Consider the following 18602-nt stretch of genomic DNA (forward strand, 5'->3'; position numbering starts at 1 on the left):
CGGCCCGGCCGACGCGCCGGGATCGGGGCCGGGCCGCGGGGGTGGTCACGGGCGCCAGTAGCCGAGGGCGTGCATGCGCTGCTTCGGCAGGCCCAGTTCCTTGCGGAAGTACGCCGTCAGGGAGCGGGTCGTCGCGGTGTCGCAGGCGATCCAGACGTAGGGGGTGGGCGTGTTCGCGAGGAGGGCCGGGGCGTCGGCCCGCACCCGGGTGAGGAGGCGGGCGCCGGCGTCCTCGCGGGGCACCGGGCGGAAGTCGTGGCGGGCCGGGTCGAGACGGAGGGGGAGCCCGCCCGTCACGCCTTCCGCGCCGGTCGCCTCCCTCGCCGCCGCCCCCGCCTCCTCATCCAGGTGCGGGTCTCCGTCCGGGGCAGCCGACGTCTCGAACCAGATCGTCGCCGGGGACGAGGGGAGGGCGGTGAGGAGGGAGTTGATGGCGGGGAGGGAGGCCGGGTCGCCGATCGCGAGGATGTGGGAGGGGGCCGGGTCCGGGTCCGTGAAGGCGGTGCCGTGGACCGTGGCCTCGATGGTGTCGCCGGGGCGTGCCGCGCGGGCCCAGTCGCTGGCGTGGCCGTCGTGGAGGGCGAACTCCAGGCTGAACGTGCCGGCGGCCGGGTCGGGGTCGACGAGGGTGTACGCCCGCTGATGCGGTTTGCCGGCGGCGTCGAACCAGAGCCGTACCCACATGGTCGGGTGGACGCCGGTCGCCCCGAGCATGCCGCCGTCGGTGAGATGGACCCGGCGGTAGTGCTCGGTGACCTGTTCCGCGCCGGTCACCGTGAGGACGAAGTCCTTCCCGCGGAGCAGTTTGAGGACCGCTCCCTCCCAGCCGTGCCCCTGCCCCATGCCTTCTGCACCCTTCACGTACGCTTTGATCCACCTTGCTTAGGTGAGGCTAACCTAATTTACAGATGGGATACAGGGATGCGGGACAGCGGTACGCGGGGGCGGGAGCGGAACCGGGGCGGCGGTTCTGGTCATCCGGGATACGGGACGTATCGCGACGCCTGGGGCATTCCGCACCTCCGTGCCGCCGACGCCCTCGCCCTCGCCCACGCCCAGGGCCGGGTCACCGCCCTCGACCGTGCCTGGCAGCTGGAGGTCGAACGCCACCGCGTTCAGGGCACCTCGGCCGCCTTCCTCGGCGCCGGCTCCCTCGGCTGGGACCTGTTCGCGAGACGGGCCCGGCTCGCCGACACGGCCCGAAGATGCCTCGCCCGGCTGGAGAGAACGGACCCGGAGACCGCCGACTGGGTCCGGGCGTACGTCGAGGGCGTGAACGACGGGCTGGGTGAAGGGAGCGGGCGCGCGCCCGAGTTCGAGCGCGCCGGGCTCACACCCGGGCGCTGGGAGGACTGGCATCCGCTCGGCGTCTGGCTTGCCACGCACGCCCTGTTCGCCGGGTTCCCCGCCAAACTCTGGCGCGAGGAGGCCGTACGGCATCTCGGCGCGGACGCGGTCGGGCTCTTCGCCACCGACGGGCCCGCCACCTCCGGCAGCAACGGGTGGCTCGTCGACGGGTCCCGTACGACCACCGGGCAGGCCGTCATCGCCGGTGATCCGCACCGGTTCATCGAGGAACCGGGGGTCTACCAGCAGATCCACCTCTCCTGCCCCGAGTTCGACGTCGTCGGCCTCGCCGTCCCCGGTGTGCCCGGCATCGCCCACTTCGGCCACACCGGGAGCGTGGCCTGGGCCATCACCAACGCCATGGCCGACTACCAGGACCTGTACCGGGAGCGGCTGCGCCACGGCGAGGAGGGCCACGGGGGCGAGGGGAGCGGCGGGAGCGACGGGGGTGTCGTCGAGGCGCTGGATCCGGACGGGGTGTGGCGGGCCGTGCACCGGCAGGTGGAGGTGGTCGAGGTCGCGGGCGGGGAGTCCGTGGAGGTGGAGGTGATCGAGACGGCGCGGGGACCGGTCGTCATCGGCGGCCCGGCCCCCCGTTCCCACGCCGGTGCCGGTGCCGGTGCCGGTGCCGGTGCCGGTGCCGGTGCCGGTGCCGGTGCCGATGCCCCGGCTGCCGGTCCGATCAGCCTCCGTTGTCCGCCGCGTGTCACGGAGGATCTCGGGTTCGGCGCGCTGCTGCCGCTGCTCCGGGCGCGGGAGGTCGCCGATGTGGACCGGGCGTTCGACCGGTGGGCCGAGCCGGTGAACGTCGTGCAGGCGGCGGACACGCGGGGCGGGCTGCTGCACCGGGTGGCGGGGCGGGTGCCGGTGCGGAGCCGGGACAACCGGACCCGGGTGGTCGCGGCCTGGGAGCCGGGGCACGCGTGGGAGGGGTGGCACGAGATGCCGTACGGCACGGTCGAGGACGGTGTCGCGGTGATGGCCAACCAGCGTGGTCCGGCGACCCCGTTGGGCGTGGAGTTCGCCCCGCCGCACCGTGCCGAGCGCATCCGCGCGCTGCTGGACGGGAAGGAGGCGTGGTCCGCCGCGGACATGCCCGCGCTCCACATGGACACCCATCTGGCTTCCGCCGGGCCTCTGTTGGATCGCCTGGCCGCCCTCGCCGACCTCACACCGGACGCGACCGCGCTTCGCGAACGGCTGCTGCGCTGGGACCGGCGGATGGAGGCCGACAGCGAGGAGGCGACGGCGTACGCGGCGTTGCGCGGGGCGGTCGTACGGCGGCTCGCGGCGGAGCCCGCGTTCGCGGGGCTGGCCGTGCCGCCGACGTACCCCGAGGTCTTCCGGCCGTGGCTCTCGCTCACCGTGCGGATCGGCTTCGCGCTGGAACATCTGCTCAGGGCCGAGGAGTTGTACGGCATCGACCGGGCGGACATCGTGCGTCAGGCGCTGGCGGAGGTCGCCGGCGCGGAGTCCGGGTGCTGGGGCGACAGCCACCGGCTCGTGCCGTGGCGCGCGCTCCCGGCGGACGACGCGAGCGCCCCGCGTGAGCCGGGGCTCGCCGGTGACCACGACTGTGTGCTCTGCACCTCCGCCGTTCCCGGTGTCACCGACCTCAGCGCACGCGGGCCCGCCGCCCGCTACGTCTGGGATCTGGCCCGGCGCGAGGACAGCCTCTGGGTGGTGCCGTTCGGGGCGTCCGGCGTGGCCGGTTCGGCGCACCACCGCGACCAGCTTCCCCTGTGGCTCAGGGGAGATCTCGTACCGGTCCTCACCGATTGGGACCGGTTCACCAAGGAAGACGACGACACCGACTCCGCAGCGAGGAGAAGCGCCATGGCCGTTGAGCCGACCGCCCCGAGGGAGCCGTACGGCGATCGCGTGGCCGTGCACGAGCAGGTGGTCGACGGGTTCGGGACCGTGCGGATCCTGCCGTTGGACGCGAAGGCCGATGCCGGGGTGGTCCACGGCTGGGTGAGCGAGCCGAGGGCCGGGTTCTGGGGCATGAACGGGCTGACGGAGGAGCAGGTGCGGGAGGTGTACGAGGGCCTGGAGGCCTTCGACACGCACCACGCCTATCTCGCGGTGCGCGACGGCGTGCCGGTCGGGCTGCTGCAGACGTACGAACCGGAGGCCGACCGGGTCGGCGAGTGCTACGACGTCCAGCCCGGCGACATCGGCGTGCATGTGCTGCTGGCGCCCGCCGGGGAGGGCGGAGACCGGCCGGGCTGGTCGTCCTCGGTGTTCGCGGCCTTCGCCTCGTACGTGCTGATCGGGCTGGACCGGCCGCGGGTCGTCGTCGACCCGGACGAGCGGAACGAGCGGGCGATCGCGCGGTTCCTGCGGCAGGGGTTCGAGAGCGGGCCGGTCGTCGTCCTGCCGGAGATCGACCTGCCGGAGGTGTATCTCCCCGAGAAGCGGGCCCGGTTGGCGTTCCTGCGGCGGGAGACCGTGTTCGGCGGGCCGGGGGCTGCGTCCGGTCAGTAGGTTCGGGTGAGGGGCGTAGCCTCTGGCGGATGACTCCCGAAGACCTCGTAGCGCACTACGAGCTGCAGCCCATTCCGCGCGAAGGCGGACGTTTCCGGCAGACGTGGGCGGGGCCCGAGCGGGGGGACGGACGGCCGGAGGGGACCGCGATCGTCGCCCTGCTCACCACCGCGCCCGGCGACTACTCCGCGCTGCACCGGCTGCCCGGCGACGAGATCTGGCACTTCCACCTCGGCGATCCGCTGCGGATGCTGCTGCTCGCCCCGGACGGGTCCTCCCGGGTCGTCGTCCTCGGGCCGCACGTGCTGGACGGGCAGCATGTGCAGTACGTCGTGCCCGCGGGGACGTGGATGGGGGCCCGGGTCCCTGGCGGTGGTGAGGGCGGGGGCTGGACGTTGTTCGGGTGCACGATGGCGCCGGGGTTCACCTTCGAGGGGTACGAGCACGGGGACCCCGCGGAGCTGGCACGGCTGTATCCGGACCGGGCCGCCGAGATCGGCGAGCTGGGGCGGGCGTAGGCCCCGGCGTGGGCGGAGGGGATGACGAAGGGATGGGCGGAGGGGTGGGCCGGTGCGGAACGCGTCGAACGAGTTGAACGCCGTGTTCGTGACGTGCGTACCTGTTCGAGGAGTCCGAGAGCCGGCGACCGTGGATCCGGAGCACTACGTGGACCGAGGCAGGTACAGCGACCACAACGACCCAGCCGTGGGCGAGGGCAGGGACGGGGGCAGGGACAGGGTCCCGGTCCGGTCCCGGGCCGGGGCCGGCGATGGAGACGGTGGCCCGAGGCGGCACGGCCGAACCGGGGGAAGGGTGCGAACCGGCGGGGCGGCCCGAGGGGTTCAGCGCCTGGTGCTGCTGGGCACCGTGCTGGTCCTGCTCCTCCTCGGCGGCGGGGCGGGCACCGCGTCCGCGCACGCCGCTCTCAAGGGGAGCGATCCCGTCGACGGCAGCGTCCTCGACACCGCTCCCCGGGACATCACCCTCCGCTTCACCGAGTCGGTGAGCCTCCTGGAGGACTCCCTCCGCGTCGTCGACCCGGAGAACCGGGCCGTCGAGACGGGCAAGCCCGGACGCGCGGGCGGCCGGGCCGACACGGCCCGGGTCACCCTCCCCACCGGCCTCGCCGACGGCACGTACACGATCGCCTGGCGGGTGGTCTCGGCCGACAGCCACCCCATCTCGGGGGCCCTACTCTTCTCCATCGGCGAACCCTCCGCGACCACCGCGGTCCTCCCCGCCGACCTCACCGAGGACCCGCTCACCGCCTCCCTCTACGACATCACCCGCTACTTCGCGTACGGCGCCCTCGCCCTGCTCATCGGCGTGACCTTCTTCCTCGCGGTCGTGCTCGGCGGCCCGAGCGAGGTGCTGCGCAGGCTGCTGCTGTCGGGCTGGCTGGCCCTGTCGCTGGCCTCGGCCGTACTGCTGCTGCTCCGCGGACCGTACGAGCGGGGCAGCGGCGTCGGCGCCGCCTTCGACCTCACCGTCCTGCGCGAAACGATGGTGTCCCGCCCGGGACTCGCCCTCCTGGCCCGGCTGGCGCTGCTCGCGCTGGCCGCCGCCCTGCTCGTACGCGTACGGCGGCAGGGAAACCAGGGCAATCAGGGGGAGCGCGGGGAACAGGGGGAGCGTGCGGAGGCATGGGGCAAGGGCGCGCTCGTCTGCGGGGCGCTGCTCTCCGTCGGGCTCGCCGGGACCTGGGCGGCCGCCGAGCACGCCTCGGCCGGTATCCAGGTGCCGGTCGCGATGACGTCCTCCGTGCTGCATCTGCTCGCCATGGCCGTCTGGCTGGGCGGGCTGACCGCGCTGCTCACCGTGTTGTACCGGGCGCCGCACACCCTGTCGGCCGCCGTGGTCGCCCGTTTCTCGCGGCTCGCCTTCGCCTCGGTGATCGTCCTCGTCGTCACCGGTGTCTACCAGTCCTGGCGCGGCCTCGGCTCCTGGTCCGCCCTCACCTCCACGGCGTACGGGGAGGTCCTGGTCGTCAAGCTGGGCGCGGTACTGCTCCTGCTGGTGGCGGCGGCGTTCTCGCGGCGCTGGACCGGGAGGCTGGGGGCGGCCGGTGAGGTGGCCGGGGTCGAGGAGCGGGTGACCGTGGCGGTGGCGGCGCGGGTGCCCGAGCGGGTGGGCGCCGTCGACAGCAGGGTGCCGGACGGCGACGACCAGGGCCCCGGCGGGACCTCGTCCGACTCGTCACCGGAGGGCCCGGCGGCGGAGGGCTCGGCGTCCGGGCACGGCGACTCGTCCTCGGGTGACGCAGCCTCCGGTGACTCGGCGTCCGGTGACTCGGCGTCGGCCGACACGTCCCGTCTCGGTCTTCGGTGGTCCGTCCTCGCGGAGTTCACCGTCGCGGTCGTCGTGCTGGTGATCACCACCGTGCTGACGGGGACCCTGCCGGGCCGGGCGGCGGCGGAGATCGCCGCGGAGAGCGCGGGCGCGGCGGCCGGTGGGGTCACCGCCTCCTCGTCGACGGTTCCCTTCGACGTCGGCACCCCGAACGGCCACGGCAAGGTGCAGATCGACCTGGGCCCGGGACGCGTCGGCAAGAACTCCGTACAGGCCGTGGTCTTCGGCCCTGACGACGGCATCGCGACCGTCCCCGAACTGCGTCTCACCTTCACCCTGAAGTCCCAGAAGATCGGCCCGATCGACGCGAAGCTCACCGACCGCGGTGGCTACTGGGCCACCGACACCCTCCAGCTCCCCCTCCCCGGCAAGTGGACGATGAAGCTCACGGTCCGCACGACGGAGATCGACCAGGTCACGGTGGAGAAGTCGGTGCGGGTGAGCTAGCGGAGGTGAGGGGGCGGGGTGGGGCGGACCTGACCGGACCGGGTACCGGGTCCCGGCCCCGGCTACTCGCTCCGCTCGTGCAGCGGCCCGCCGCACAGGGACGTCGACGGGGTGCCGTCCACGCCGACGGGCGGGTCCCCGGCGATCATGACGCGGTGCATGAGGCGCGGGAAGTCCAGGTGGGCCGTGTCGCCGGGGGCGAGATGGACGGTGGCGCGGTTGTCCCAGAGGGCCACCGAACCCGGCTCCCAGCGGAAGCGGACCGTGTACTCGGGGCGCGTGATCTGCTCGACGAACATCTCCAGCAGGAGCCGGCTCTCCGCCCTGGTCACGTCGACGATGTTCTCGACGTAGTACGGGTTGACGTACAGGATTCGTTCGCCGGTCTCGGGGTGGACGCGGACGACCGGGTGGACGGACGCGACCTGGTGGTCCTGGAGATGGCGGAGGTAGGGGTCGGGGCCGGAGCGGGCCAGGTAGCCGACGCCGAGGCGGTGTTCGGCGCGCAGCCCGTCGGCGAACCGGCGCACCGGCTCGGACAGGCCCGCGTAGGCGGCGGCGAGGTTGGCCCAGGTGGTGTCGCCGCCGTACGGGGGCACGCGCTCGGCGCGGAGCAGGGTCAGGGCGGGCGGGTCGATGCGCGCGGTGTGGTCGGCGTGCCAGCCGCGGAGGGTGGAGTGGCGGCGGCGCTCCAGCCATTCGGCCTGGTCCATGCCGTGCTTGCGGCCCAGTTCCTGGCGGTCGGCGGTCGTCTCGATCTCGGGGTGCCCGGCGGGCGAGACCGACCCCCGCGAACGCGGCCGGACCGGCTCCCCGAACCGGCGCGCGAACGCGATCTGCCCCACGTGGTCCAGCTCCTGGCCCCGGAAGAACACGACCTTCCAGCGGAGCAGCGCCGCGCGGACCGCGGCGACGGTCCCGTCGTCGAGCGGGCCGGCGAGGTCGACGCCGTGGATGTCGGCGCCGATGTGCCCGGCCGCCGGGCGTACGTCGAGGCCGCCCCAGGGTCCCTCCGCGGACGTGCCGGTGTCGATGCTCACGTGGCCCGGTCTGCCCACGCCGCAGTCCGCGCATGCGGCCCGGCGGGGAACGTGTCCTGAACGACATCGGGGTTCCGCCGGCAGGGCTCGCCGCCCCGCCGAGAAGCGTCAGTGACGCCGAGCCCGGTGTCGTACCGCCCGGCGCCCCACCCCCAGCTGCGAGACTGCGAACCTGCGAACGAACCAACGCACTGTACGCGGCAGGAAGTTGACGTCATGACCGACAAGCTCACCGTAAGTGTCCTGGGGACCGGCATCATGGGGGCCGCGATGGCCCGCAACCTCCTCCGCGCCGGGTTCGCCGTACGCGCCTGGAACCGCACCCGCGAGAAGGCCGAGCCGCTCGCCGCCGACGGCGCCCACATCGCCGACAGCCCGGCCGAGGCCGTACGGGGTGCCGATGTCGTCCTCACGATCCTGTACGACGGTGCCGCCGCCCGGGACGTGATCCGCGAGGCGGCACCCGCGCTGGGCCGGGGCGCGGTCTGGGTCCAGTCGACCACCACCGGGCTGGAGGACGTCGCCGGGCTGGCGGGGCTGGCCGGCGCACACGGGCTGGTCTTCTACGACGCCCCGGTCCTCGGCACCCGGCAGCCCGCGGAGGCCGGGCAGCTGACGGTGCTGGCGGCCGGGCCGGTCGCGGGGCGGGAGACGGTGACCCCCGTCTTCGACGCGGTCGGCGCCCGTACGGTCTGGACCGGCGAGGACGGCGCGACGGGTGCCGCGACCCGGCTCAAGCTGGTCGCCAACAGCTGGGTGCTCGCCGCCACCAACGCGGCCGGGGAGGTCCTGGCCCTGTCCCAGGCCCTCGGCGTCGACCCGGGGGCCTTCTTCGAGATCATCGAGGGCGGCCCGCTCGACATGGGCTATCTGCGCGCCAAGTCCGCGCTCATCCTCGACGGCGGCCTCTCCCCGGCCTCCTTCGCCGTCGCCACCGCCGCCAAGGACGCCCACCTCATCGTCGAGGCCGGCCGTCGGCACGGCGTACGCCTCGACGTCGCCGCCGCGGGCGCCGCCCGCCTCACCCGCGCCGCCGCCCAGGGGCACGCCGACGAGGACATGGCCGCGGCGTATTTCGCCAGCTTCGACGAGGGGGAGGGCACAGGGGAGGGCGTCCGGGCGGGCGAGGGGCAGAGCTAACCAGGCCGAAGCCCTCTCAAGCCCGCTTAAGCCCCCTCAAGCCCGGTCGGCCGCGTTCCGCTCGTCCAGGGAGCCGTGGGCTCCCGCAGAAGGCGCCGGCAGCGTGCCACCGGGCGTGGAACCACCGGTTGGGGAACCAGCCCCGGCTGAGTTGCTCCCGGCCGAGGAGCCGCCCCCTCCCGGGGTCACCGTCCCCGCCCGCCGCAGGCGTCCGGTGAGCCGGGTCGCCACCGGTTCGGTCCACCGGGCCGTCAGCGGTCCCAGGATCACCAGGATGAGGACGTACGCGGTGGCCAGCGGGCCGAGGGAGGGTTCGATGCCGGCGGTGACGGCGAGGCCGGCGATGACGATGGAGAACTCGCCGCGGGCGACGAGCGTGCCGCCCGCCCGCCAGCGGCCCTTCGCGGAAATCCCGGCCCGCCGCGCCGCCCAGTACCCGGTGGCGATCTTCGTGGCCGCCGTGACGACGGCCAGGATCAGCGCGGGCAGCAGTACGGGCGGGATGCTGGCGGGGTCGGTGTGCAGCCCGAAGAAGACGAAGAAGACCGCGGCGAACAGATCCCGCAGCGGCGCCAGCAGACTGTGCGCCCCCTCGGCGACCTCGCCCGACAGCGCGATGCCCACCAGGAACGCGCCCACCGCCGCCGACACCTGCAACTGCTGCGCGAGCCCGGCGACGAGGAGCGTCACCCCCAGCACGACGAGCAGCAGCTTCTCGGGGTCGTCGCTGGAGACGAAGCGGGAGATGTGCCGCCCGTAGCGGACGGCGACCAGCAGGACGAGCCCCGCCGTGCCGAGCGCGATGGCCAGGGTCGCGCTGCCCGCCGCCAGCCCGACCCCGGCCAGCAGAGCGGTGACGATCGGCAGATAGACGGCCATGGAGAGGTCTTCCAGGACCAGGATGCTCAGCACGACGGGCGTCTCGCGGTTGCCGAGCCGCCCGAGATCGCCGAGCACCTTCGCGATGACGCCGGAGGACGAGATCCAGGTGACGCCCGCGAGGACGACGGCGGCGACGGGGCCCCAGCCGAGCAGCAGGGCCATGGCGGCGCCGGGGAGCGCGTTGAGGGCGGCGTCCATGAGCCCGGCCGGGTACTGGGTCTTGAGGTTGGAGACGAGATCGCTGGCCGTGTACTCCAGCCCGAGCATGAGCAGCAGCAGGATCACGCCGATCTCGGCGCCGATCGCCACGAACTCCTCACTGGTGCCCAGCGGCAGCAGCCCGCCCTCCCCGAACGCCAGCCCGGCCAGCAGATACAGCGGTATGGGCGACAGCCGGAACCGTCCCGCGAACCGCCCCAGCAGCCCCAGTCCGAGGATGATCGCGCCGAACTCGACGAGGAACACGGCGGAGGAGTGCGAGGCGGACTCGGCGGCGACCTGGGCGGAGCCGGAGAGGGAACCGGGGAGGGAACTGGGGAGGGAGCCGGAGACGTACACGAACCGCTCACTCCCGCCCGAGTATCGCCGCGGCCGTCTCCACGCCCTCCCGGGTGCCGATCACGATGAGCGTGTCACCGCCGGCCAGCCGGAAGTCCGGCGTCGGCGACGGAATCGCCTCGGCCCGACGCAGTACGGCCACGATGGACGCGCCCGTCTCGGTCCGCATCCGGGTGTCGCCCAGCACACGTCCGTTCCAGTGCGAGGTCGACGCCAGTTCGATCCGCTCCGCGACCAGCCCCAACTCCGTGGTGGACAACAGGTTCGGGCTGTGGTGATCCGGTGTCAGCGCGTCGACGAGGGCGGTCGCCTCCCCCGAGGTCAGCCGCAGCGACAGCGCGCACGCGTCCGGATCGTCCTGCCGGTACGCGCTCAGCGTCCGGGCACCGTCCCGATGGGCGACCACCGAGATCCGCCGCTGCTCCCTGGTCGTGAGGTCGTAGCGGACCCCGATCCCCGGCAACGGCGTACTGCTGAGGCGCGGAGCACCCATGGCTGGCCCCCTGTCTGATTCGGATATGTCGTCGGACAACCGTCGGTGCCACCCTAACGAGACCCCGAGAACCGTCCCCGACTCCGTCCGGCCGTCCGGCACCCCGACCAACGGTCGCCGACCGCGGGACCGGCCCCCGATGGAACAATCCCCCTTCAACCCCGAGCGCCGACCGGACCGAACCCCGACCGGACCGAACCTCGACCGGACCGAAGTCACCGGACCGACCCCGACCGGGCCGAACCGAGAGGAACCGTCACCATGACCTCCACGGGTGTCCCCCCGACCCCCATGGCGGACGCCCCTACGTCGAGCCGGCCGTTCGTCCCGCCGACCCCCAGGACAGGTGCGATACCCGTTCCCGCCGAAGGGGACGGCCGCACTCCGGCACACACGTCCCCGACCCGCGCGGCGCACGCCCCCGAATCCCCCGAATCCCCGGAATCCCCCGGAGCGTGCCCGTGATCCAGTGGGTGTCCCTGGGGAGCGGCCCCCGCCCGGTTCCCCAGCCCGTGGCCACCCCTCTGGTGTGGGCCACGGCCTTCGGCGGCGCGATGGCGTTGGTCGCCGTCCACAACGCGCTGGTCGGCACGGACCGACCCGGCCCGGCCCTGGCCGCGCTGTCCCTGCTCGCCGCGCTGCTCGGCGGGTACGCCCGCTTCACCGCCGCCCCGGGCACGGCCGCCCTGTGCTGGCTCTTCCTCAACGGCTTCGCCATCCCCCCGGCCGGCGTCCTGACCTGGACCAACCCGCGCGACACGTTCTGGCTGGTCTGCCTCCTCACCGCGGCCCTGACCGGCACGACCCTGGCCCGCCTCCTCCAGGCCCGCGCCGCCTACCGCCGCCTCACCACGGCCCAGCCCCCACCGACCCACGAGCCCCCGGACTGGCCACCGGCCCGCTGACCGCCCCGCCATCCCGCCCCGCCGCAGGCCGCCGCCTCGGCGGCGCGCGACCGCACCCACCCGAACCCGAACCCCGACCACGGCCCCGAAAGCCACCCGACCCGCACAACGTCGAAGGCCCCGCTGCAAGCAGCGGGGCCTTCGACATCGTGCCCGGTGAGGCACTGGCGGAGGATACGAGATTCGAACTCGTGAGGGGTTGCCCCCAACACGCTTTCCAAGCGTGCGCCCTAGGCCTCTAGGCGAATCCTCCGCCGGGAACATTACATGACGTCGGAGGGTGCTTGCGAACCCGTTCAAGGGTGGGTGATCAAGCGCGGGGGGACGGGGTGGGGAGGCGGGTCGGCGGGCGTCGGGGATCGGGTAGGCTGGGCTCAGCCCCTCACGCGGCGCTATCTGACTGAACTCCCCCAGGGCCGGAAGGCAGCAAGGGTAGGTTGGCTCTGGCGGGTGCGTGAGGGGTCTTGTGCGTTCGGGCCCGTGTCTGCCTGTGTCTGCCGTGTCGGCCTGTGTCGCCGCGCACCGGTGGCCCCGCCAGGGACGAGGGCGATGTACCGGCTGTCCGCCGGTCCGTGTTGTCAGTGGGCGCCTATAACCTCGTATGCGTGTCGTCTCTCGCGCTGTACCGCCGCTATCGCCCGGAGTCGTTCGCCGAGGTCATCGGGCAGGAGCATGTCACCGACCCGCTGCAGCAGGCCCTGCGGAACAACCGGGTCAATCACGCGTACCTGTTCAGCGGGCCGCGCGGATGCGGGAAGACGACCAGCGCGCGCATCCTCGCCCGGTGTCTGAACTGCGAGCAGGGGCCCACCCCGACGCCGTGCGGAGAGTGCCAGTCCTGCCAGGACCTGGCGCGCAACGGACCGGGGTCGATCGACGTCATCGAGATCGACGCGGCCTCGCACGGTGGTGTGGACGACGCCCGTGAGCTGCGCGAGAAGGCCTTCTTCGGACCCGCGAGCAGCCGCTACAAGATCTACATCATCGACGAGGCCCACATGGTCACGTCGGCCGGTTTCAACGCGCTGCTGAAGGTCGTCGAGGAGCCGCCGGAGCACCTCAAGTTCATCTTCGCGACCACCGAGCCCGAGAAGGTCATCGGCACGATCCGGTCGCGTACGCACCACTATCCGTTCCGGCTGGTGCCCCCCGGCACGCTCCGCGAGTACCTCGGAGAGGTCTGCGGCAAGGAGGAGATCCCGGTCGAGGAGGGCGTCCTCCCGCTGGTCGTGCGAGCCGGTGCCGGTTCGGTGCGTGACTCGATGTCCGTCATGGACCAGTTGCTCGCGGGCGCGACGGACGAGGGTGTGACGTACGTCATGGCCACCTCGCTGCTCGGATATACGGACGGGTCCCTGCTCGACTCGGTCGTCGAGGCCTTCGCCGCCGGCGACGGGGCCGTGGCCTTCGAGATCGTCGACCGCGTCATCGAGGGCGGCAACGATCCGCGGCGGTTCGTCGCCGACCTGCTGGAGCGCCTGCGGGACCTCGTGATCCTGGCCGCCGTGCCGGACGCCATCGACAAGGGCCTCATCGACGCCCCCGCCGAGGTCCTGGAGCGGATGCGGGCCCAGGCCGGCGTCTTCGGCGCCGCGGAGCTGAGCCGCGCCGCCGACCTCGTCAACGAAGGCCTCACCGAGATGCGCGGCGCCAACTCGCCCCGCCTCCAGCTCGAACTGATCTGCGCCCGCGTCCTCCTCCCCGCCACCTACGGCGACGAGCGCTCCGTCATGGCCCGCCTGGACCGTCTGGAGCGCGGGGTGAACTTCTCGGCGGGCGGCCCCGGCCCCGCCATGGGGTACGTGCCCGGCCCGGACGCGCACGGGGGAGCGGCCCCACCTCCGCCCCCACCCCCGGCCGTGTCTCCGCAGACCCCCCAGGTTCCGCAAGGCGCGCCGGCCGCGCAGGTGCCCCCGGGCGGCGGGCCCGCGGCGGCCCGGGCCGCGGTTCGGGGAGCGGGGCCTGACGCGTACGGTGCGGGCGGCGCCGCCGGCGGACAGCCGGGCCCCGCCGCCACCGCTCCGGCCGCCCCGCACGAGCCCGCGCCGGCCGCCGCTGCGCCCACGGCTGCTCCGGCCGCCCCTCCCACCGCCCCCGCGCACCCGAACCAGGGCGCGGGCACCACGCCCCCGCCCGGCGGCTCCGCCCCCGGCTCCTGGCCCACCGCGGCCCCCGCAGGCGGTGGGCGCCGACCCGGCGGGTGGCCCACGGCCGCGCCCACCGGAGGCGGCTCCGCGCCCGCTGCCCCTGCCGCGCCCCCCGCGTACGCCCAGTCCGGGCCCCCGGCGGCGCCCCCGGCCCAGGCCTCGGCCGCGTACAACCCCGCCCCGGGCGGCCCCGACCCCCGCACGCTCTGGCCGAACATCCTGGAGACGGTGAAGAACCGCCGCCGCTTCACCTGGATCCTGCTCAGCCAGAACGCGCACGTCGCCGGATTCGACGGCACGACCCTGCAGATCGGCTTCGTCAACGCCGGAGCCCGGGACAACTTCGCGAGCAGCGGCAGCGAGGACGTGCTGCGGGCGGCCCTGTCCGAGCAGTTCAACGTGCACTGGAAGATCGAGGCCGTCATCGACACCTCGGGCGGCCCGGCCTCACCGGGCGCCCCCGGCGGCTACGGCTCCCCGGCCCCGGGCGGCTACGGAGGAGGAGGCGGCTACGGCGGGTCCCCGGCCCCGGCGTCCCGTCCGGCCGCACCCCAGGCCCCGGCCCCGGCGGCCCCCCGCCCGGCGTCCCAGGGCCCGGCCGCGTCCCACCAGCCCACCCCGGCCGCCTCACCTGTCACCCCGGCACCACCACCGGCCCCCGAACCCCCGCCGGTCTCCCCCGAGGACGACATCCCCGAGGACGACGACCCCGACCTCGACGAATCCGCGCTCTCGGGCCACGACCTGATCGTGCGCGAGCTGGGCGCGACGGTGGTCGAGGAGATCGCGAACGAATAGGACGAGCACGCTCGCTCCCAGCCCTCACCCCACCCCACCTTCGTAACCCCTCCTGCGCAACCCCTCCTTCGTACGATCCGACGAACCCCGCCCGTCCCACTCTTCGGAAGCCCCCACAAAGCCCCCCACCCCCTCCGGCTAGGCTGAACCCCGTGAAGGTCCTCGTCATTGGTACCGGTGCTCGTGAGCACGCGCTGTGCCGTTCGCTGTCCCTGGATTCCGACGTCACCGCACTCCACTGCGCGCCCGGCAACGCGGGCATCGCGGAGGTGGCCGAACTGCACGCGGTCGACGCGCTGGACGGCGCCGCCGTGGCCGCGCTGGCCACCCGGCTGGAGGCCGATCTGGTGGTCGTGGGGCCGGAGGCCCCGCTGGTCGCCGGTGTCGCCGACGCCGTACGCGAGGCGGGCATCCCCGTGTTCGGCCCGTCCGGCGAGGCCGCGCAGCTGGAAGGCTCCAAGGCCTTCGCCAAGGACGTCATGGCCGGAGCCGGTGTCCCCACCGCGCGGTCGTACGTCTGCACGACCGCCGAGGAGATCGACGAGGCCCTGGACGCGTTCGGCGCGCCGTACGTCGTGAAGGACGACGGGCTCGCGGCCGGCAAGGGTGTCGTGGTGACGGCGGACCTCGCCGAGGCCCGTGAACACGCCCTCGCCTGCGGCCGGGTCGTCATCGAGGAGTTCCTGGACGGCCCCGAGGTCTCCCTCTTCGCGATCACCGACGGCGTCACCGTCCTCCCGCTCCAGCCCGCGCAGGACTTCAAGCGCGCGCTCGACGGCGACGAGGGCCCCAACACCGGCGGCATGGGCGCGTACTCACCGCTCCCGTGGGCCGACCCGAAGCTGGTCGACGAGGTCCTGCAGACCGTGCTGCAGCCGACGGTCGACGAGATGCGCCGCCGCGGCACCCCCTTCTCCGGTCTGCTCTACGCGGGCCTGGCGATCACCAGCCGGGGCGTACGGGTGATCGAGTTCAACGCCCGGTTCGGCGACCCGGAGACGCAGGTCGTCCTCGCCCGCCTCAAGACCCCGCTGGCCGGTGTCCTGCTGGCCGCCGCCGACAGCACCCTCGGCGACCTCGAACCCCTCCGCTGGAGCGGCGACGCGGCCGTCACCGTGGTCGTGGCCTCGCACAACTACCCGGGGACCCCCCGCACCGGCGACCCGATCGCCGGCCTCGACGAGATCGCCGCCGTGGACGCCCCGCACGCGTACGTCCTGCACGCCGGCACCAGGCGCGCGGGGGACGACGTCGTCAGCGCCGGCGGCCGCGTCCTCTCCGTCACGGCCACCGGCAAGGACCTCACCCAGGCCCGGGACCGCGCGTACACCGCCGTCGCCCGCATCGGCCTCGACGGTTCCCAGCACCGTTCGGACATCGCGGCGAAGGCGGCGGCCGAGGCGTGACCGGCGGCCGGGCCCGGCCCGTGGCGGGCGGCGCGTGCGCCCCCGTCACGCGCGGCCGGGCCACCCCCGCCGCACGAACCTGACCTGCTCGATCCTGACCTGGTCGATCCTGACCTGCTCGGGATCGAGACCTTGTCGATCCCGAGCAACTGTCCCCTTTCCGGCATCCGCATGCGAAGGGGTATCAACGGGTACGAACCCCAGGCCCCGGAATCCCTCGGAGACCCCAGGAAACCCCTGGCGAATCCACCGGAATCCGGGGCCCGATCCTTGCCCGGCGTCCTTCACCTCTCCCCAGAGCCATTCCATCGAGTGAGCGATGGCCCATCCGGCTGACGGCGGCCGGGGCCCCAACTAGGGTGCGGCGCAAGTGTTCCGGCACTTGGCCCACCGGCATTGCGATGTCGGTGGCGGGTGCCACAGTGGGGGAGTGAGCAACGTCAGGGCGTTCGGCGGCGACCACTGCGACAGGCAGTCGGCGCAGGCGTCGCGGTGTGCGCCGCACGGGACAGCAGGGGGTGACGTCGGGTCGTGACCGGTATGGCAGGTGGTGAGGAGGCGGGCGCGCAGGCCGCGCGCTCCCGGGCTCTCGCCGTGCTGCGGGTCCGCAGCAGGGCGCTGGCCGTGGCGGTGCTGCCCGCGGCCGTCGCCGTCGTCCTGCTGGTCGGCGGGTCGACCGGTCATCTGGCCGGGCCGGGCTGGTCCACGGCGAGCTGGGTCGTGTCGGGTCTCGCCGTCGTCGTGCTGCTCGCCGCCGCGGGCATCGCGCTCGTCGTCGCCCGCGCCCGGCCCGCCGTGAGCCCCACGGTCTCGATCACCGAGGAGTCCGCGCCCGATCTCTACCGCCTGGTCCGGGACCTGGCCGACCGCCTCGACGTCCCGCCCCCCTCCGCGATAGCGCTCACCCCGGACTGCGACAGCTGGCTGGAGGACCGCACCCACCCCTCCCACAGCACCCCCGCGCCCCGGTCCTCGACCACCGGGACCGACCCGGACGGCGCGGCGACCGGTACCACGGGCGCCGACCGGACCGACCGGGACCGGGCCGACGAGATGACGGACCCCCGGGGGTCGTCGCCGGGCCGGCGTTCCGCCCTGCGGTCGGGCACCCGGTCCGGCCCGGAGTCCGGGCTCTCCGTTCCCCGGCGGCACCGCGCGCCCATCGCCCCGGTACTGGTCATCGGCTCGCCGTTCCTGTGGTGGATGCGGGTCGGTGAGCTACGCGCGGTGCTGGCACCGGTCGTCGCGGGTACGGGCCCGTCGGCGCACCCGGACATAGCCGCGGCCCGCCGTTTCGTGCGCGGTCTGGACGCCGCCGTGGCCGTCGCCTCCGCCCCGCGCGGCCCCCTCGTCCGTACGGTGCTGGCCGGCGTCGGCTGGGTGACACGGCTGCTCCTGCGCAGCTGCCGGGGCCACGCGGCCGAGATGGAGCGCGGGGTCGCCGCCGCGGCGGCCGAGCGTGCACAGGCTGTGGACTACGGTCTGCGGATCGTCGCCCAGGAACAGGTCGGTCTGGCCTACGCGGGCTGGGACCGGCTGCTCACCCGGGTCGCGCTGCCCGCCTGGCGGATGGGGCGCTGGCCGTCCCGGCTGGACGCGGGGGTCGTCGCCGCGCTCACCGAGCTGTCCCGCCGCGACCGCCTGGCCGAGGGCTTCGCCTCCCGGCTCGGCGAGCGCCCCGCCTGCGACCTCCTCGAAGAGCCCGGCACGATCGACGAGGCCGCGTCCCTGCTCGCCGCCCGCCTCTTCCACGGCGGCCCCGCCGAGTCCGGGCCCGACTGGGCCCCGGTCGACTGGCACGAGTACCCGGACGAGGTCGTCGACCGCAAATGGCGTACGGACGCGGCCCGCCTCCACCGTGTCCTCGACACCCTGGGCGTCCGCCACGCGACGAGCGACCCGACCACCGACCCCACCGGCCCGGTGCCCAGCGGCCCCACCCTGTCCCGCGTACTGAACCATCTGGCGGCCACACCCCGGCCCCCCGAGCACGACCCCGCCCAGGCCCCGGACCGGCACCACATATCCCCCGCCGCCGACGGACACGGCGACAGCCACGGCCCCGGCCACACCCCCGACGGGGCCGACGGGACCAGGGGCACCGACGGGACCAGGGACACCGACGGGCCCGGGGACGCCGAAGAGTCCAGGGACTTCGACGACACCGACGAACCCGGCCTCACCAACGCCCACTCCGCCGCCCTCGCCGCAGCGCTCACCGCCGAGCTGGCGCGGGAGGAGGCGGCGGCACCGGCCGCCGCGCACACCGCGCCCGGCGGGGCCGAGGCGCAGGGACCGGACCGGGCGCTGTGGGACGACGGGCTGCTGCCCCTGTTCCCGATGCAGCCGCCCCGTACGGGCCGTGAGCTGCTGACCGAGCACGTCGCCGCGATGGTCTGCTGCGCGGCGATGGACACGGCGGGCGCGACCCCGGGTCTGGACTGGCTGGACGGCCCCTCCCTCCTCGTCGACGGCGTACGGGCGGCCGACCTCGTGCCCCGGGTCCTGACCCTGGTCGAGGACGGCGATCCCGCCCCCCTCCGCGACTGGCTCCGCCGTCTCGGCGTCCGCCCGGAGAAACCGGTCCGCCTGGTCTGACCCCC

The 18602-nt window shown here is 74.2% G+C and carries 12 protein-coding genes, 1 tRNA gene and 1 other RNA gene; 9 read left to right on the top strand and 5 right to left on the bottom strand.

The window, feature by feature from the left end; translation table 11 throughout:
• Positions 1 to 45: 45 nt before the first annotated feature.
• The gene (locus J8M51_RS40060; RefSeq protein WP_267299928.1) at positions 46 to 843 is read right to left on the bottom strand and encodes a siderophore-interacting protein; all 798 of its coding nucleotides are present in this window, start codon (positions 841 to 843) and stop codon (positions 46 to 48) included.
• 78 nt (positions 844 to 921) lie between these two features.
• Here J8M51_RS40060 and J8M51_RS40065 point away from each other — a divergent pair, with 78 nt between their 5' ends.
• From J8M51_RS40065 to J8M51_RS40075, 3 genes are all read left to right on the top strand, one after another.
• Complete coding sequence (locus J8M51_RS40065; protein WP_267299929.1) at positions 922 to 3834, top strand: GNAT family N-acetyltransferase; 2913 nt, start codon at positions 922 to 924, stop codon at positions 3832 to 3834.
• A gap of 29 nt (positions 3835 to 3863) precedes the next feature.
• Positions 3864 to 4352, top strand: a complete 489-nt coding sequence (locus tag J8M51_RS40070; protein WP_086760609.1) for a cupin domain-containing protein — start codon at positions 3864 to 3866, stop codon at positions 4350 to 4352.
• Positions 4353 to 4686: 334 nt separating this feature from the next.
• A complete protein-coding gene (locus tag J8M51_RS40075) occupies positions 4687 to 6630 on the top strand; it encodes a copper resistance CopC/CopD family protein (RefSeq protein WP_179203336.1) in 1944 nt (647 codons plus the stop codon).
• Positions 6631 to 6692: 62 nt separating this feature from the next.
• Here the strand turns inward: J8M51_RS40075 and J8M51_RS40080 are convergent, their stop codons facing one another.
• Positions 6693 to 7670: a TauD/TfdA dioxygenase family protein gene (locus J8M51_RS40080; protein ID WP_086760613.1), complete on the bottom strand. Its 978-nt coding sequence runs from the start codon at positions 7668 to 7670 to the stop codon at positions 6693 to 6695.
• A 216-nt stretch (positions 7671 to 7886) separates the two neighbouring features.
• Between J8M51_RS40080 and J8M51_RS40085 the strand changes: the two genes are divergently transcribed.
• Complete coding sequence (locus J8M51_RS40085; RefSeq protein WP_267299930.1) at positions 7887 to 8810, top strand: NAD(P)-dependent oxidoreductase; 924 nt, start codon at positions 7887 to 7889, stop codon at positions 8808 to 8810.
• Positions 8811 to 8846: 36 nt separating this feature from the next.
• Here the strand turns inward: J8M51_RS40085 and J8M51_RS40090 are convergent, their stop codons facing one another.
• Both J8M51_RS40090 and J8M51_RS40095 read right to left on the bottom strand, forming a co-directional pair.
• Entirely contained in the window at positions 8847 to 10157 is a 1311-nt protein-coding gene (locus J8M51_RS40090) for a cation:proton antiporter (RefSeq protein ID WP_216591220.1), read from the bottom strand.
• Positions 10158 to 10257: 100 nt separating this feature from the next.
• Entirely contained in the window at positions 10258 to 10743 is a 486-nt protein-coding gene (locus tag J8M51_RS40095) for a cation:proton antiporter regulatory subunit (RefSeq protein ID WP_216591219.1), read from the bottom strand.
• A 461-nt stretch (positions 10744 to 11204) separates the two neighbouring features.
• Here J8M51_RS40095 and J8M51_RS40100 point away from each other — a divergent pair, with 461 nt between their 5' ends.
• A complete protein-coding gene (locus J8M51_RS40100; RefSeq protein WP_267299931.1) occupies positions 11205 to 11648 on the top strand; it encodes a hypothetical protein in 444 nt (147 codons plus the stop codon).
• A 165-nt stretch (positions 11649 to 11813) separates the two neighbouring features.
• On the opposite strand, the gene J8M51_RS40105 is transcribed toward J8M51_RS40100, so the two are convergent.
• Positions 11814 to 11901: transfer RNA gene (locus J8M51_RS40105), tRNA-Ser, on the bottom strand.
• Between the two features lie 120 nt (positions 11902 to 12021).
• Between J8M51_RS40105 and ffs the strand changes: the two genes are divergently transcribed.
• The 4 genes from ffs to J8M51_RS40125 all read left to right on the top strand — a co-directional run bounded on the left by ffs (position 12022) and on the right by J8M51_RS40125 (position 18597).
• Positions 12022 to 12118: signal recognition particle sRNA small type (ffs, locus tag J8M51_RS40110), an RNA gene on the top strand.
• Between the two features lie 135 nt (positions 12119 to 12253).
• Positions 12254 to 14593: a DNA polymerase III subunit gamma and tau gene (locus J8M51_RS40115; protein ID WP_267299932.1), complete on the top strand. Its 2340-nt coding sequence runs from the start codon at positions 12254 to 12256 to the stop codon at positions 14591 to 14593.
• A 152-nt stretch (positions 14594 to 14745) separates the two neighbouring features.
• On the top strand, positions 14746 to 15999 hold the full coding sequence (purD, locus tag J8M51_RS40120) for a phosphoribosylamine--glycine ligase (protein WP_216591796.1): 1254 nt from the start codon (positions 14746 to 14748) through the stop codon (positions 15997 to 15999).
• A 540-nt stretch (positions 16000 to 16539) separates the two neighbouring features.
• Positions 16540 to 18597, top strand: a complete 2058-nt coding sequence (locus tag J8M51_RS40125; protein WP_267300033.1) for a M48 family metalloprotease — start codon at positions 16540 to 16542, stop codon at positions 18595 to 18597.
• The last annotated feature ends 5 nt before the right edge of the window (positions 18598 to 18602 follow it).

Origin of the sequence: Streptomyces griseiscabiei, from assembly GCF_020010925.1 — a bacterium.
In the GTDB taxonomy this organism is placed as follows: Bacteria; Actinomycetota; Actinomycetes; order Streptomycetales; family Streptomycetaceae; genus Streptomyces; species Streptomyces griseiscabiei.